Source organism: Teichococcus rhizosphaerae, from assembly GCF_002631185.1.
GTDB classification, from domain to species: Bacteria; Pseudomonadota; Alphaproteobacteria; order Acetobacterales; family Acetobacteraceae; genus Pseudoroseomonas; species Pseudoroseomonas rhizosphaerae.
Genome location: NZ_PDNU01000005.1, coordinates 12740 through 27814 on the forward strand (window position 1 = coordinate 12740; position 15075 = coordinate 27814).

A 15075-nucleotide genomic window follows, 5' to 3' on the forward strand; every position below is an offset into this window, starting at 1 on the left:
GGAAACGGCCAGGGCGACCCCGCCCCGGCCGCGGGAGATCAGACGCCGAGCTTCTTGAAGTCCGCGATCAGCTTCTTCACCGCGTCGCAGGACTTGTCGAAGGCGGCCTTCTCGGCCTCGGTGAACTGGACCTCGACGATCTTCTCCACGCCCTTGTCGCCGATGACGACGGGCACGCCGACATAGAAGTCGTTCATGCCGTACTCGCCGTTCAGCAGCACGGCGCAGGGCAGGACGCGCTTCTTGTCCTTCAGGTAGCTCTCGGCCATGGCGATCGCCGAGGCGGCCGGAGCGTAGAAGGCGGAGCCCTTCTCCAGCAGCTTGACGATCTCGCCGCCGCCATTGGCGGTGCGCGTCACGATGGCGTCGATCTTCTCCTGGGTGGACCAGCCCATCTTCACCAGGTCGGGCACGGGGATGCCGGCGACCGTGGAGTAGCGGGTCAGCGGCACCATGGTGTCGCCATGGCCACCCAGCACGAAGGCGGTCACGTCCTCGACGGAGACGCCGAACTCCTCGGCCAGGAACAGGCGGAAGCGGGCGGAGTCCAGCACGCCGGCCATGCCGACGACCTTCTCCGGCGGCAGGCCGGACTTCTGCTGCAGCACCCACACCATCACGTCGAGCGGGTTGGTGATGCAGATGACGAAGGCGTTCGGGGCGTAGGTCTTGATGCCCTCGGCGACCTTGGTGATGACCTCGGCGTTCTTGGTCAGCAGGTCGTCGCGCGTCATGCCCGGCAGGCGGGGGAAGCCGGCGGTGACGATCACCACGTCGGCGCCCTCGATGGCGGCATAGTCGGCCGAGCCGACCATCTTGCTGTCGAAGCCGTCGACCGGGCCGGACTGCATGATGTCCAGCGCCTTGCCGGCGGCCACGCCGGCGAACACGTCGAACAGGACGACGTCGCCCAGTTCCTTGAGGCCGATCAGGTGGGCGAGCGTGCCGCCGATATTGCCGGCGCCGACGAGCGCAATCTTCTTACGGGCCATGAGGAGGCTCCTTCCCGAGGCGTTCGTAGATGGGCGAGATCAGGGAAATCTTGCAGCGGCTACCTACTCCGCCCCACCCATATGGGCAAGGCGGGCCAGTGCCGTTTCAGCCCGATCGACGCACGAGCCGGGTGCCGGAATGCCGCTCAAAGCGGCATGCAGCGAATCACGTCATCATGCCCGCGCGCCAGGGTGGCCAGGGTGCCCACGGGGCACTCGCGCTGCGTGCCGGAGGCCAGCGGCAGGCCCGCCTGCCAGGAGGTGAGGCGCGCCCCGCCCGCGGGCGGCTGGGCGGCGGCCCTGGAAACAACGCGGGCGGTGCCGCGCTGCGGCTGGAGGGCGGGGCGGCGCAGCAGCTGGCCGGCCTTGGCGGAAGCGGGGCGGAGGGCGGCGCGCTGGGGCTGCGCGGCCGGCCGGGCCGCCGCGCGGGCGGCGCTGCCCGCCTTGGTGGACTTGGCCGACTTGGCGGAGGCGCGGCTCTCGCCACGGCTCGACGCGGCCTCGGCCGCGGGGGCCATCGCCGGGACCATGGCCGCGGCCAGGAGGCCGAGCAGGCAGAGCGGGATCATTCGCATGGCAGCTCCTTCTGGCAGCGGGCGGCCCATCTCAGGTGAGATGCGGCAGGCCCAGATATTCGTGGCTTTGCATTTCCATCAGGCGGGACGCGGTGCGCTGGAACATCGCGGCGTTCTCGCCCTGCTCGTAGAGCTGGTCCGGCGCCGCTGCGGCGGAGGCGACCAGCTTGCAGCGGTGCTCGTAGAGGGTGTCGATCAGCGTGATGAAGCGGCGGGCCTTGTCGAAATTGTCGGGCCCGAGGCGCGGCACGCCGTCCAGCACGAGCGTGTGGTAATGGGTGGAGATGGCCAGGTAGTCGGCCGGCCCCAGCGGCTTGCCGCAGAGGGCGTCGAAATCCGCCCGCGCCACGCCGCCCAGCGCCTGCGGGATCTCCACCCGCCGGCCGAGCACGGAGATCACCTCCGGCGCGCCATGCGCCTTGCCGGTCAGCTCCCGGAAGGCGGCATCCAGCGCCCGCTCCGCGCGGCCATCGGCCGGGCTGTGCCAGGTGGGCAGGCCCTGGATGCGGTCACGCCGGTAGTCCTGCGCCGATTGCAGGTGCAGCACCGAGACGTTCCGGTTGATCAGCGCGATGAAGGGCAGGAAGGCATCCCGCCCGGGGCGGCCCTTGAACAGGTCGTCGGGCGCCGTGTTGGAGGTGGCCACGATGACCGTGCCACGCGCGAACAGCGCCTCGAACAGCCGCCCCAGGATCATCGCGTCGGCGATGTCGTGCACCTGGAACTCGTCGAAGCAGAGCAGCGAGGCCTCGCCGGTGATCTGGTCGGCCAGCGGCGGGATGGGGTCCGCCGTGTCGCCGTGCTGCTTCTTCCAGGCATGGATGCGCTGGTGCGACTGCTGCATGAACTGGTGGAAGTGGATGCGCTTCTTGCGCGGCACGTCGGCGCAGGCGAAGAACAGGTCCATCAGCATGGACTTGCCCCGCCCCACCTCGCCCACGAGGTAGAGGCCCTGCGGCACGTTGCCCGGCGCCTCGTCCACCGGCTTGCGGCGGAAGAAGCGGCTCATGAAGCCGCTGCCCGGCTCGGCGGTCGGCGCCTCGCGCTTCGGCTCGTAGCCGCGGGTGCGGCGCCACAGGTCCTGCAGGGTTTCGGCCGCCAGGGCCTGGGCGGGGTCGGCGCGCAGCTCGCCCGCCGCCACCTTCGCGCGATAGGCGGGCAGTGGACCTTCAGCGGAGGACGGGGGGCTCGCGGCACCGCCCGGCTTCAAGGGAGCATCCATCGCGTTGCGGCATAGCCTGTGAGGCCCGAACCGGCAACCGCACTTTCACAACATTCTCCAACCCACGGAAAGGATGGATTTTTTAGATTCCGTGAACTGGTGAAAACGCGGTCATGTCCCCGTGCTGCATCCTCTGCGCCGGCACCGCGTTTACCGCCCGGGTGAAACAACAAAACGGAGCGGCACCCATGATCGACAAGTCCACGATCACCGAACACGCTGAAATCGTCGGCTCCTGCGGCAACCATGTCGGCACCGTCGATCATATCGAGGGCGACTTCATCAAGCTGACGGCCGCGGATTCTACGGATGGGCGGCACAAATACCTGCCGATCTCCGCCGTGGCCTCGACCGAGCCGGGGCGGGTGATCACCCTGGTGAATCACAAGGCCGCGCAATCGCTCCTCCAGGACGCGCCCGAGGCAGGCACCGGACCCAACTTCCAGGCCCAGGGCTGAGAGCGATTCGCGCATGAGAAAGGCCCGGGGGATCGCTCCCCCGGGCCTTCCCTTATCCGCCGCGCGGCGCCGGGATCAGCCCTGCCGCTCGACGATCATCTGCTTGATCTTGCCGATCGCCTGGGCCGGGTTCAGCCCCTTGGGGCAGGTCGCGGCACAGTTCATGATGGTGTGGCAGCGATACAGGCGGAACGGGTCCTCGAGGTTGTCGAGGCGCTCGCCCGTGTACTCGTCGCGCGAATCCGCGATCCAGCGATAGGCCTGGAGCAGCACGGCCGGGCCGAGATAGCGGTCGCCGTTCCACCAGTAGGACGGGCAGGCCGTGGAGCAGCAGAAGCACAGGATGCACTCCCACAGCCCGTCGAGCTTGGCGCGCTCCTCCTTGGACTGGCGGCGCTCCTCGTCCGGCGGCGGGGGCGTGTCGGACTTCAGCCAGGGCTCGATGGAGCGGAGCTGCGCGTAGATGTGCGTCAGGTCCGGCACCAGGTCCTTCACCACCGGCATGTGCGGAAGCGGCGTGATGCGCACGTCCTTCTTCACATCCTCGATCGGCTTCAGGCAGGCCAGCGTGTTCATCCCGTCGATGTTCATCGAGCAGGAGCCGCAGATGCCCTCGCGGCAGGAGCGCCGGAAGGTCAGGGTGGTGTCCACCTCGTTCTTGATCTTGATCAGCGCGTCCAGGACCATGGGCCCGCACTTGTCGAGATCGATCTCGAAGGTGTCGTAGCGCGGGTTCTCCCCCGTGTCGGGGTCGAACCGGTAGATCTTGAACGCTTTGACGTTCTTGGCGCCCGGCTCGGCCTTGTAGGTCTTGCCGGCGCCGATGGTGGAGTTCTTGGGCAGGGTGAAGGTGGCCATGATGTCCCGCTCCTTCCTCAGTACACGCGCGGCTTGGGCGGGAAGACCTGGACCTCGTTGGTGAGGGTCCGCATCTTCACGTCGCGGTAGTCGAGCGAGACTTCGTACTTCTCGTTCACCCGGGCGAGGGTGTGCTTCATCCAGTTCTGGTCGTCGCGCTCCGGGTAGTCCTCATGCGCGTGGGCGCCGCGGCTCTCGTGCCGCGCTTCCGCGCCCACCACGGTGGTCAGCGCGTTGCCGATGAGGTTGTCCAGCTCCAGCGCCTCGACGAGGTCGCTGTTCCAGATCAGCGAGCGGTCGGCGATGCGGATGTCGCTGTACCCTTGGGCCACCTTCGCCATCTTCTCGCAGCCTTCCTTGAGCAGCTCGGAGGTGCGGAACACGGCGGCATGGGTCTGCATGGTGCGCTGCATCTGCAGGCGCAGCTCGGCGACCGGCGTGCCGCCCTTGGCGTGGCGGACGCGGTCCAGCCGCTCCAGCGCGGCCTCGCCGGCCTTGGCCGGCAGCGGCGCCTGGGTGGCGCCGGGCTTGATCGTGTCGGCGGCGCGGAGCGCCGCGGCGCGGCCGAACACCACCAGGTCGAGCAGCGAGTTGGTGCCGAGGCGGTTGGCGCCGTGCACCGAGACAGAGGCCGCCTCGCCCACCGCCATCAGGCCGGGCACCACGCGATCCTGGTCCGCGCCGGTGGCGGCCAGCACCTCGCAGTGGATGTTGGTCGGGATGCCGCCCATGTTGTAGTGGACGGTCGGCAGCATCGGGATCGGCTCCTTGGTCACGTCCACGCCGGCGAAGATCTTCGCCGTCTCGGAGATGCCCGGCAGCCGCTCATGCAGCAGGTCCGCGCCCAGATGCTCCAGGTGCAGGTGGATGTGGTCCTTGTGCGGGCCGACGCCACGGCCCTCGCGGATCTCCATCGACATGGCGCGGGACACCACGTCGCGCGAGGCGAGGTCCTTGGCCGTGGGGGCATAGCGCTCCATGAAGCGCTCGCCCTCGGAGTTGGTCAGGTAGCCGCCCTCGCCGCGCGCACCCTCGGTGACGAGGCAGCCCGAGCCGTAGATGCCGGTCGGGTGGAACTGCACGAACTCGTTGTCCTGCAGCGGCAGGCCGGCGCGCAGCACCATGCCGCCGCCATCGCCCGTGCAGGTGTGGGCGGAGGTGCAGGAGAAGTAGGCGCGGCCATAGCCGCCGGTCGCCAGCACCACGGTCTGGGCGCGGAAGCGGTGGATGGAGCCATCCTCCAGGTTCCAGGCCATGACGCCGCGGCAGGCGCCTTCCTCGTCCATGATCAGGTCGAGGGCGAAGTACTCGACGAAGAACTCGCAGTTGTGCTTCAGCGACTGCTGGTAGAGCGTGTGCAGGATCGCGTGGCCGGTGCGGTCGGCGGCGGCGCAGGCGCGCATCGCCGGCGTCTTGCCGTAGTTCTGCATGTGGCCGCCGAAGGGCCGCTGATAGATCCTGCCGTCCTCGGTGCGCGAGAAGGGCACGCCGAAGTGCTCCAGCTCGATGATCGCCGGCACGGCCTCGCGGCACATGTACTCGATGGCATCCTGGTCGCCCAGCCAGTCCGACCCCTTGACGGTGTCGTACATGTGCCAGCGCCAGTCATCCTCGCCCATGTTGCCCAGCGCCGCGCCCACGCCGCCCTGCGCCGCCACGGTATGGCTGCGGGTCGGGAAGACCTTGGTGATGCAGGCGGTTTTCAGCCCCGCCGCACCCATGCCGAAGGTGGCCCGCAGCCCGGCACCCCCGGCGCCCACGACGACGACGTCGTAGGTGTGGTCCACGATGCGGTAGGCGCCCCCGGGGGCACCGGTGTTGGGCATGGTGATCGCGTTCATCGTCCCGATCCGTCCGTCACTTGCGCGGCGGGCACAGGGAGCCGCCGCCTTTCCAGAAACCAGTCACCGCAGAGATGGGCGGGGCCGGCGCGATGCCACCCCCCGTCCATGGCTCAGATCGCGATCTTCAGCACGGCCACGGCGGCCAGGACGCCGAACAGGGCGCAGGCGGCCTTGACCGCCAGGATCATCGCCATGCGCACCATCTCGCTCCGCGTGTAGTCCTCGATCACCACCTGCATGCCGGAGGCGGCATGCTGGAAGGCGAGGCCGATGGACAGCAGCAGCAGCGTGGCGTTCAGCGGATGGCCGATCCAGGCCACCACCTCGGCATGCTCCTTGCCGCCCATGGTGGCCACGGAGATGATGAACCACAGCATCAGCGGCACCATGGCCACCGAGTTCACGCGCTGGATCCACCAGTGATGCGAGCCCTGCTTGGCCGAGCCCAGGCCGCGCACGCGGCCGAGCGGCGACTGCAGGGGGATGCGGGTCGGAGTGTCGCTCATGTCCCGTTCCTCAGCCCCAGGCGATGATGACGATGAGCCAGGTCAGCACCGTCAGCACGGCGGTGCCGATCAGCACGGCCCGGCCGGTGCGGTAGGTGGTCGGCAGGTCGTAGCCGTAGCCCGCGTCCCACATCAGGTGGCGGATGCCGCCCAGGGTGTGGAACCAGGCCACCGCCGTCATGCCGAACAGCATGAGGATGCCGAGGAAGGACGAGAAGAACCACTGCGCCGTGGCGAAGGCCCGGGGGCCGGCCGCGGCGGCCACCAGCCACCACACCAGGAAGAGCAGGCCGACCGTCCAGGCGATGCCGGTCGCGCGGTTGGCGATCGACAGGCCGCTGGTGATCTGCATCATGTCATAGACCTGCAGATGCGGGGACAAGGGGCGCCTCACGCGCGTCCCGTCCGTGCGGCGCCCCACCATGGTCGCCTCGCGCGCGTCTTTCGTACTGGACATGGGCCGATCCCGCTCCGCCTTATTCTGAAACGCTCCCGCCCCGGCCTGGGCAAGCGGCCGGGGGAAGCGGTGGAACCTTTTATGGTGCGCTGCCGTGCAGCGTCAACGCGCCGGCCCGCACCATGTCATGGCGCGGCGGAATTGCGGGTTAACGTTCCGGCCTTTTCATTCGCCTCCGCCCTCGATGGCAGAGCCCGGGGCCGTCGCGCCGCCGGCGCCGACTCGCGCCTCCCCTCCGGCGGGGCGGCCGTCCCCGCCGGAGGGTGCCACGGGGGGCCGGGTCAGTAGCCGTGATAGCCGCCGCGGGGATGGCGGCGGCCGTAATAGGGGTCGGGGCGCTCCGGCGTCGTCACGGCACCGCCCACGGCGCCCAGCGCGCCGCCGATCAGCGCGCCCGTGCCGGCATTGCCGCCGGTCAGGGCACCCACGCCAGCGCCGGCGCCGGCGCCGAGCAGCCCGCCCCCCACGGCCCGCTGGCCGGGGCTGTAGGGATCGGAACATGCCGCCAGGCCAAGCGCCAGGCCGGCCGCCAGCCCCAGACGTGTCAGGTTGTTCCGCATGGTCAATCCTCCTGGTCTGCCAAACACCAGAAGGCTTGGGCCGGTCCCCCGGCGAAGATGCGGCGGCAGCGTGGCCATGCCGCCGCAATTCCATACGTTCGCGTGAACCGCCCCCGCCGGGTGGGGCGGCCCGGCGCGCCTCAGGCCGCCTGCTTCTCCAGCAGCTCCTGCCGCACCAGTTCCTCGGCGATCTGCACCGCGTTCAGCGCCGCGCCCTTGCGCAGGTTGTCGGCCACGCACCAGAAGGCCAGGCCGTTCGGCACGGTGGGATCGGCCCGCAGGCGGGAGACGAACACCGGATCCTCTCCCGCGATCTCCACCTGGGTGGCGTAGCCGCCATCCTCGCGCCGATCGAGCACGGTGATGCCGGGCGCCTCGCGCAGCGCCGCCCAGGCCTGGTTTACGCTGATCGGCCGCTCGAACTCCACATGCACCGCCTCGCCATGGCCGATGAAGGCGGGCACGCGCACGCAGGAGGCCACCACCTGGATGTTGGGGTCGAGGATCTTGCGGGTCTCCACCGCCATCTTCCACTCCTCCTTGGTGAAGCCGTCATCCATGAACTTGTCGATGTGCGGGATGCAGTTGAAGGCGATGGGCTTGGTGAACACCTCGGGCGTCGCCGCGTCGTTGACGAAGACGCCGCGGGTCTGGGTGAACAGCTCGTCCATCGCCTCCTTGCCCGCGCCGGACACCGACTGGTAGGTGGCGACGACCACGCGCCTCACCGTGGCGATCTCGTGCAGCGGCTTCAGCGCCACCACCATCTGGATGGTGGAGCAGTTGGGGTTGGCGATGATGTTGCGGCGGCGGAAGCCCTTGAGCGCGCCGGGGTTCACCTCCGGCACCACCAGCGGCACGTCGTGGTCCATGCGGAACTGCGAGGTGTTGTCGATCACCACGCATCCCGCCGCCGCCGCGCGCGGCGCGTGCACGGCCGAGACCGAGGCGCCGGGCGAGAACAGGCCGATATCGGTGCCGGCGAAGTCGAACTTCTCCAGGTTCTGCACCTTGAGCACGCCCTTCTCGCCGAAGGACACCTCCTGCCCCGCCGAACGGCCCGAGGCGAGGGCGATGACCTCGCTCACCGGGAACTCGCGCTCGGCCAGGGTCTTGAGGATCTCGCGCCCCACATTGCCGGTGGCGCCGACGACCGCGACCCGGTAGCCCATAGGTGTATCCCCTCGCATCAGCATTCGGCGGAAAAGTGGCGTGGCTTAGCGCCCCCCCGCCGCGCGGCGCAACTGTTTTGCACCCCCGGGACCGCGCCCGTCCCGGCCATGGCGCGGCACCCGCCGCCGCCGCGCCATGGCCGCCACCAGCCAGGCGGCCGATCTCCAGACTGCCGATGTCCGGAATGCCAGCGTCAGGCTGGTGGCGTCAGGCCGGCCGCGTCAGGCCGCCACCAGCCGGTCCGGCAGGGAGATGCCCTTTTCGCGGAAATAGCGCGCGGCACCCGGGTGGAAGGGCAGGAAGCCGTTCTTTCCGGCATTGGCCGGCACCGTCTCACGCGCCGCGGCGATCGCCTGAACGAGCTGCGCGTTGTTGTCCATCACGGCCTTGACGATGGCATAGACCAGGTCCTCGCCCAGACTGCGGTGGGCGATGGCGAAGTTGAACATGCCCACCACCCGCAGGTCCCGCCCGGCGGTGCGGTAGGTGCTGGCGGAGATGGTGCCCGGGGAAAGCTCGGGCAGCGCCGCCGTCAGCTTCGCCACCTCCGCCTCGGTGAAGTCGAGGAACGTCACCTCGCCCTGGGTCTCGGCCTCGCTGAAGGAGGGCACCGGCACGCCGGAGGCGAAGAGGTAGGCATCCAGCAGCCCGTCCTGGAGCTGCCCCGCCATGTCGGAGCCGGAGCCGTAGCGCACCGCGGCCGGCTTGTAGCCCAGCGTGTCCATGATGATGGGGAAGTAGGTGCCCGGCGTGCCGCCGCGGGGCCCGACGCCGATGTTCTTGCCCGCCAGCTGCTCGAAGCGGGTGATGCCGCTGCGCTTCAGCGCGATGCCGTGGAAGGGCGTGTCGTACATGGGGAACAGGGCGCGGATCTCGCGGAACTTCTTGCCCTGGGTCCAGTCGCCCTTGCCCTCCCAGGCCTGCAGCGCCACCCCCATGGTGGTCATGCCGATCTCCACCTCCTTGCGCTCCACCAGCAGGATGTTCTGGTTGGGCCCCTGGGTGGTCCGGTAGGAGATGGCGACGCCCGTGGCCTCCTGCGCCATCTGCCCCCAGGCGGGGCCATACAGCGCGTAGGTGCCGCCCGGCGCCGCCGTGCCCATGGTGAGCGCGCGCGGCCAGCCGGCCTGCTTGGGCTGCGCCGCCGCCGGGCGCGCGCCCAGGGCCGGCAGCGTCGCCGCCAGGGCGGCACCGAAGAGCATCTCGCGTCGTAGCATGTGTTTTCCTTCCCTGTTCGTGGCGGGCACGCCGCCGTCCCGGCCCGGCCCCGGTCGTCGCGCCAGGTGTGGCCGAGGCACAGCCTGCCGCAGCCGGCCGGCCAAAGGAAGCGCCGACGCATGCCCCACCCCCGCGATGCCCCTCTTGCGGCGGGGCGGCGGGTGCGTAGATCAGGCGGCGTGCTGCACATCATCAAGCTCTGCGTCGGCCCGCGCGACGTGGCCTCCCTCCGCGCCGCGCAGGAGCGGCGCGCCCGGCTCGACCCGCCGCTGCGCCACCTCACCCGCATGCAGCCCAAGCGCGCCGCCGAGATCCTGGAGGGCGGCTCGCTCTACTGGGTGGTGGCGGGCTTCGCCTGCGTCCGCCAGCGCATCCTCGACATCCGTGCGGAGGCGGCGGAGGACGGCACGGCCCATGCCGCGCTGGTGCTGGACCCCGCGCTGGTGGCCGTGGCCGCGCGGCCGGTGAAGGCCTGCCAGGGCTGGCGATACCTGGAGGCCGAGGCCGCGCCGCCCGACATCGCCGCCCGCCCGCCGGGCGCGGGGGAGGACGGCATCGCCGCCCTGCCGGAAGCGCTGCGGCGCGAGCTGCAACTGCTCTGCCTGCTCTGAGCCGCCCGTTTCATTACGCTGAATTCAGCGCGGGCCCATCCCGCCGAGAGGGCGGCTTTCGCAGCCTGGAGCGGAGGGGGAGCCGCCTTCCCCCGGCACCAGGCAGCCGCCGCCGCGTCCTGCCGCGCGGCCGGCCGAACAGGCTCACGGCTTCGGCGGCGGCCTTTTTCCCGGCAGGCCGCCGTCCGATCAGCCAGCCCTTCCGGGGGCCGGCTGTTGGGCCGGCCGGAGCGATCCGGCCGGCCCTTTTTTTTCCACGCCGGCCGCTTTCCCGAAGGCCCGCCCGCTCACCCAGGGCCGTCTTCCGGCACGGGCCCGTCGCGCCGCGGCTCCGCCCAGCTTTCCATGGTGGGCTCCACCGGCCGGAGCGGCGGCGGCGGCGGCGCGGCCGTGACCTCGGCCTCCAGCAGCGCCAGCAGCCCCTCCAGGAGCAGGGTCGGGCTGGGCGGGCAGCCGGGGATCAGCAGGTCCACCGGCAGGAGCCGCCCGACGCCGCCCGGCTCCACCGCGTCGCTGCCCTGGAACACCCCGCCATCCACGGCGCAGTCCCCCACCGCCACCACCCATTTCGGGTCGGGCATCGCGGCATGGGTGCGCAGCAGCGCCTCGTTCATGTTGCGGCCGCAGGGCCCGGTGACGAGCAGCACGTCGGCATGGCGGGGCGAGGCGACGAAGCGCAGCCCGAAGCGCTCCAGGTCGTGGACCACGCCGGACAGGGCGTTGATCTCCAGCTCGCAGCCATTGCAGGAGGCGGCGCCGACATGGCGGATGGCCAGGCTGCGGCCGAGGCGCCCGCGCGCCATGGCGTCCAGCCGCTCCACCAGCGCCGCGACGATCTCCGGATAGGTGGCGGGCGCCGGGTCGGTCAGCGGCCGGCGGAACAGGGTGCGCGCCAATCGGGGCAACAGCATCGGTCGGGCTCCGCGCCGGAACGGGTTCACAGGTCCACCCCGCTGCAGGAGGCGTTGAAGGATCGCTCGCAAAGCGGGAAGTCGGCCATGGCGCCGCCCTGCACCGCCGCCTCCAGCAGCGGCCAGTGCAGCCAGGAGGGGTCGCGCGGGAAGACGGCGCGGATCAGCCCCTGCTCGTCGAGCGCCATCCAGCACATCACCTCGCCGCGGAAGCCCTCCACCAGGCCGAGCCCCTCGCCTGGCCGCGCCGGCAGGGGCAGCAGCGTCTCCCCCGGCTCCAGCCGCGCCAGCAGGGCGGCCACCATGGCGAGGCTCTCGGCCATCTCGTCGAGCCTGACCTGCAGCCGCGCCGCCACATCCCCCGCCTGGCGCAGCGGCACGGTGAAGCCGAGCCGGTCATAGGGCGCGTAGGGCAGGTCGCGCCGCGCGTCGAAGTCACGCCCCGAGGCGCGGCCGACAAAGCCGCCGGCGGCGAAGCCCGCGGCCAGGGCGGGCGCGAGCGCGCCGCTGCCGGCCAGCCTGTCCTGCAACCCGGCATGGCCGTCGATCGCCCGCCGCAGCGGGGGCAGCTCGGCCACCACCGCCGCCAGCGCGGCCAGGATGGCGTCCGGCCCGCTCGGCGCGATGTCGATGGACACGCCGCCGGGCACCACGCGGTCCATCATCAGCCGGTGGCCGAAGGCGCTGTCCGCCGCCCGCAGCACCACCTCGCGCAGCGCGCCGCAGCGGGCATGCGGCCAGGCGAAGCCGGCGGCGTCGCACAGGAAGCCGGCATCGTTGAGGTGGTTGGCGATGCGCTCCAGCTCCGCCATCACCCCCCGCAGCAGGATGGCGCGTGGCGGTGGCGCGACACCCGTGGCGGCCTCGGCGGCGGCGGCGAAGGCCCAGGCATGGGCGACGGTGGAATCGCCCGAGATGCGCGCCGCGAGCCGTGCCGCCAGCTTCGGCGACTTGCCGCGCATCAGCCCCAGGATGCCCTTGTGCGCGTAGCCCAGCCGCGCCTCCAGCCGGAGGATGGTCTCGCCCCGGACATGGAAGCGGAAATGCCCCGGCTCGGTCACCCCGCCATGAACGGGGCCGAGCGGGATCTGGTGCACCCCTTCGCCACCGGCGGGAAGAAAGGCCGGCTGCGGCAGCTCGCCGAGCGGGGGCTTGGGGTTGCGGCCGAGCGGCGCGTGGCGCGGCCAGAAGCCATGATCCAGCCAGGGCCGCGAATCGGCCGCGCCCTCGGCCCGCAGGCCCCAAAGGTCGGCCGCCATGCGCTCGAAGAGGCCGGCCGCCGGGCGGGCGGGGGAAAGCGCGGCATAGCGCCCGCCGGCGGCATCCGCCGTGGCCAGCAGCGGCGGGCCGCCGCCCGCGTGGCGGAAGGCGGCGTGCACCCGCTCCGCCTCCCCCCAGAGGCCCAGGAACTCGAGCTCCGGCTCCTGCCGCAGCGCGGCGGGCAGCGCCGTCCACCCCGCCTCGTCCATCCGCCAGCGGATCGGCGAGCGACGGGTGCCGGACTGGATCAGGCGGGTCGCGGGTCCGTTCACGTCAGCTGTTCCCTCGCGCCAGCCGGGCAGGTCATCCGGCGATCCTCGCCGCCTCGGCCAGAAGCGCCGCGAGCGGCGCCGGCAGGGCCAGGCCCAGGATCAGCGCCAGCAGCAGGTGAAGCTGTGCCGGCGCCAGCGCCATCCATTCCGCGCCCGGCAGCGGCGGCGGATCAGCCTCCCGCGGCGCCTCGGCACTGGCCGGGCCGCGGCAGAGATGCTGCGCGGCGCGCAGCATGGCCAGCGCCCCCGCCAGCAGGCCGAGGCCAAGCGGCAGGGCAAGCCAGGGCAGCCGCACCACGCTCTGCTGCGCCATCAGGAACAGCCTGGCGAACGGGGAAAAGGGCGGCAGCCCGGCCAGGGCCAGCAGGCAGAGCGCCAGCGTCCAGCCCGGCGCGGGATGGGACAGGGCCAGCCCGCCCAGGCCGGCCACGCGCGGGCCGCCCCCCAGCGCCATGGCGCGGCCCAGGGCCATGAAGCCGGCCCCCGCCACCAGGGCGTGGCCGAGCATGTGCAGCAGCCCCGCCATGGACGCCGCCCCGCCCAGGCCGAAGGCGAAGCTGGCCAGCCCCACATGCCCGATGCCGCTCCAGGCGAGGAGGCGCCGCGCATCCCGCTGCCGCCACAGCGCAAAGGCGGCCAGCAGCAGCGAGGCCAGCCCCAGCGCCACCATCAGCGCGCCGGGCGGCAGGGGGCCTGGGTTCAGCCCGACCACGGCCTTGGCCCGCAGGATGGCGTGCAGCGCCACGTTCATCAGCAGGCCGGACAGCAGCACCGGAACCACCGCCGGCGCCTCGGCCTGGGCATCGGGCAGCCAGGCATGCAGCGGCACGAGGGCCGCCTGGGTGCCGTAGCCCACCAGCAGGAAGACAAAGGCCAGGGTCATCAGCCCCGGATCGGCCTCCCGCGCCACGCGGGCGAGGGTGGCGAGGGAAAGCGAGGCCACGCCCTCCCCCGCCGGCGGCTGCGCCGCCAGCGCCAGCACCACCGTGCCGAACAGCGCCAGCCCGAGCCCCAGCCCGCCCAGCATCAGGAACCGCCACGCCGCCCCGATGGCGGCGGGGGTGCGGCGCAGCGCCACCATCAGCACGCCGGCCAGCGTCGCCAGTCCGGCCGCCACCCACATCAGACCCAGATCGCCGGCCAGCAGCGCCAGGTGGCTGGCGCCGAGGAAGAGCTGGAAGCCAGCGTGGTAGGCCCGTCCGGCGCGCGGCCCGAAGCCTTCCGCCGGCAGCATGGCCGCCGAGAACACCGAGGCGGCAAGGCCCACCAGCCCGGACAGCAGCAGCAGCGGCAGGTTCAGCGCATCCAGGTGCAGCAGGCCCGCCGGCCCGCGCTCCAGCGCCGGCAGCGCCAGGGACAGCAGGAACCCCGCCGCCGAGAGGCCGATGTTGAGCAGGGCCGCCACGCGCTGGCGCGGGATGAGGGCCAGCACCGCCGCCCCCAGCAGCGGCAGCAGCACGAGCCAGGCGGGCTGGATCATGCGCCCTCCCCTTCCCGCCCGGCGCCCCGCCGGGCCGGCAGGGGGGCATCCGGGCCGGGCAGGACCCCATGCCGGCGAAACACCAGGAAGCCGCCCACCACCGCCAGCGCCAGCACCAGCGACGCGGCCGAAAGCCCCGGCACCAGCGGCGCGCCCCCCAGGCCGGAGGCCGCCAGCGCCAGCCCGTTCTCCAGGCTGAGCAGGCCCAGCACCTGGCTGATGGCGCCGTGCCGCGTGACTGTCATCAGCAGGCCGAGCAGCACCACGGAAAGGGGGATGGCGAGGTCCCCGCGCGGCTGGGGCAGGGCGCCGGCGGCGGAAGGCGGCAGCGCCGCCAGCGCCAGCGCCACCAGCGCAACACCCGCCGCCATGCCGGCCCCGATGCCGATCGCGGGCTCCACCGCCGGGTGCAGGCCGAGCCGGCGCGCCAGCCGGCGCAGCGCCAGCGGCAGCAGCACCGCCTTGGCCGCCGCCAGCAGCGCGGCGAGGTAAAGGCCCGGCGCGCCCTGCGCCCAGCCCTGCCACATCAATGCCAGCGCCAGCAGCGCCGCCTGCGCGGCAAAGGCGCCGATCACGCCGGAGACGCGCCGCCGGTAGAGCATCACGAAGGAGAACAGCAGCATGCCGCCCCCCAGCAGCTGCGCCATGTCGTGGAAAAGCTGGCCGGTGCCCATGCCG

16 protein-coding genes are annotated in these 15075 nt (G+C 72.0%); 2 read left to right on the top strand and 14 right to left on the bottom strand.

Annotated features, from left to right (window positions below):
- Positions 1-38 precede the first annotated feature (38 nt).
- The 3 genes from mdh to zapE form a co-directional block, all read right to left on the bottom strand.
- A complete protein-coding gene (gene mdh / locus CR162_RS05085) occupies positions 39-992 on the bottom strand; it encodes a malate dehydrogenase (protein ID WP_099094462.1) in 954 nt (317 codons plus the stop codon).
- Positions 993-1138: 146 nt separating this feature from the next.
- Entirely contained in the window at positions 1139-1567 is a 429-nt protein-coding gene (locus tag CR162_RS05090) for a hypothetical protein (RefSeq protein WP_141563074.1), read from the bottom strand.
- Between the two features lie 31 nt (positions 1568-1598).
- Positions 1599-2789 (bottom strand): cell division protein ZapE, encoded by a 1191-nt coding sequence (zapE, locus tag CR162_RS05095; protein WP_099094464.1) that lies wholly within the window; start codon positions 2787-2789, stop codon positions 1599-1601.
- 188 nt (positions 2790-2977) lie between these two features.
- On the opposite strand from zapE, the gene CR162_RS05100 reads away from it, so the two are divergent.
- On the top strand, positions 2978-3247 hold the full coding sequence (locus CR162_RS05100; protein WP_099094465.1) for a DUF2171 domain-containing protein: 270 nt from the start codon (positions 2978-2980) through the stop codon (positions 3245-3247).
- Positions 3248-3322: 75 nt separating this feature from the next.
- Here CR162_RS05100 and CR162_RS05105 read toward each other — a convergent pair whose 3' ends face one another.
- The 7 genes from CR162_RS05105 to CR162_RS05135 all read right to left on the bottom strand — a co-directional run bounded on the left by CR162_RS05105 (position 3323) and on the right by CR162_RS05135 (position 9862).
- Positions 3323-4105 (bottom strand): succinate dehydrogenase iron-sulfur subunit, encoded by a 783-nt coding sequence (locus tag CR162_RS05105; protein ID WP_099094466.1) that lies wholly within the window; start codon positions 4103-4105, stop codon positions 3323-3325.
- Positions 4106-4122: 17 nt separating this feature from the next.
- Positions 4123-5946, bottom strand: coding sequence for a succinate dehydrogenase flavoprotein subunit (gene sdhA, locus CR162_RS05110; RefSeq protein ID WP_099094467.1), 1824 nt, complete (start codon positions 5944-5946; stop codon positions 4123-4125).
- Between the two features lie 113 nt (positions 5947-6059).
- Positions 6060-6455 (bottom strand): succinate dehydrogenase, hydrophobic membrane anchor protein, encoded by a 396-nt coding sequence (sdhD, locus tag CR162_RS05115; protein ID WP_099094468.1) that lies wholly within the window; start codon positions 6453-6455, stop codon positions 6060-6062.
- Positions 6456-6465: 10 nt separating this feature from the next.
- Complete coding sequence (gene sdhC, locus CR162_RS05120; protein WP_099094469.1) at positions 6466-6912, bottom strand: succinate dehydrogenase, cytochrome b556 subunit; 447 nt, start codon at positions 6910-6912, stop codon at positions 6466-6468.
- Between the two features lie 281 nt (positions 6913-7193).
- The gene (locus CR162_RS05125) at positions 7194-7472 is read right to left on the bottom strand and encodes a hypothetical protein (RefSeq protein WP_099094470.1); all 279 of its coding nucleotides are present in this window, start codon (positions 7470-7472) and stop codon (positions 7194-7196) included.
- Between the two features lie 140 nt (positions 7473-7612).
- Positions 7613-8644 (bottom strand): aspartate-semialdehyde dehydrogenase, encoded by a 1032-nt coding sequence (locus CR162_RS05130; RefSeq protein ID WP_099094471.1) that lies wholly within the window; start codon positions 8642-8644, stop codon positions 7613-7615.
- Positions 8645-8866: 222 nt separating this feature from the next.
- Positions 8867-9862, bottom strand: coding sequence for a TAXI family TRAP transporter solute-binding subunit (locus CR162_RS05135; protein WP_099094472.1), 996 nt, complete (start codon positions 9860-9862; stop codon positions 8867-8869).
- Between the two features lie 120 nt (positions 9863-9982).
- Here CR162_RS05135 and CR162_RS05140 point away from each other — a divergent pair, with 120 nt between their 5' ends.
- A complete protein-coding gene (locus tag CR162_RS05140) occupies positions 9983-10474 on the top strand; it encodes a DUF1489 family protein (protein ID WP_176559728.1) in 492 nt (163 codons plus the stop codon).
- 287 nt (positions 10475-10761) lie between these two features.
- On the opposite strand, the gene CR162_RS05145 is transcribed toward CR162_RS05140, so the two are convergent.
- The 4 genes from CR162_RS05145 to CR162_RS23055 are packed head-to-tail and all read right to left on the bottom strand — an operon-like array spanning position 10762 to position 15071.
- Complete coding sequence (locus CR162_RS05145; protein WP_099094474.1) at positions 10762-11385, bottom strand: NADH-quinone oxidoreductase subunit B family protein; 624 nt, start codon at positions 11383-11385, stop codon at positions 10762-10764.
- 26 nt (positions 11386-11411) lie between these two features.
- Complete coding sequence (locus CR162_RS05150; protein ID WP_141563075.1) at positions 11412-12917, bottom strand: hydrogenase large subunit; 1506 nt, start codon at positions 12915-12917, stop codon at positions 11412-11414.
- Between the two features lie 31 nt (positions 12918-12948).
- Positions 12949-14397: a proton-conducting transporter transmembrane domain-containing protein gene (locus CR162_RS05155; RefSeq protein WP_099094476.1), complete on the bottom strand. Its 1449-nt coding sequence runs from the start codon at positions 14395-14397 to the stop codon at positions 12949-12951.
- The gene (locus CR162_RS23055; RefSeq protein WP_099094477.1) at positions 14394-15071 is read right to left on the bottom strand and encodes a hydrogenase-4 component E; all 678 of its coding nucleotides are present in this window, start codon (positions 15069-15071) and stop codon (positions 14394-14396) included. Before CR162_RS23055 ends, CR162_RS05155 begins: the two co-directional genes overlap by 4 nt.
- Positions 15072-15075 lie beyond the last annotated feature (4 nt).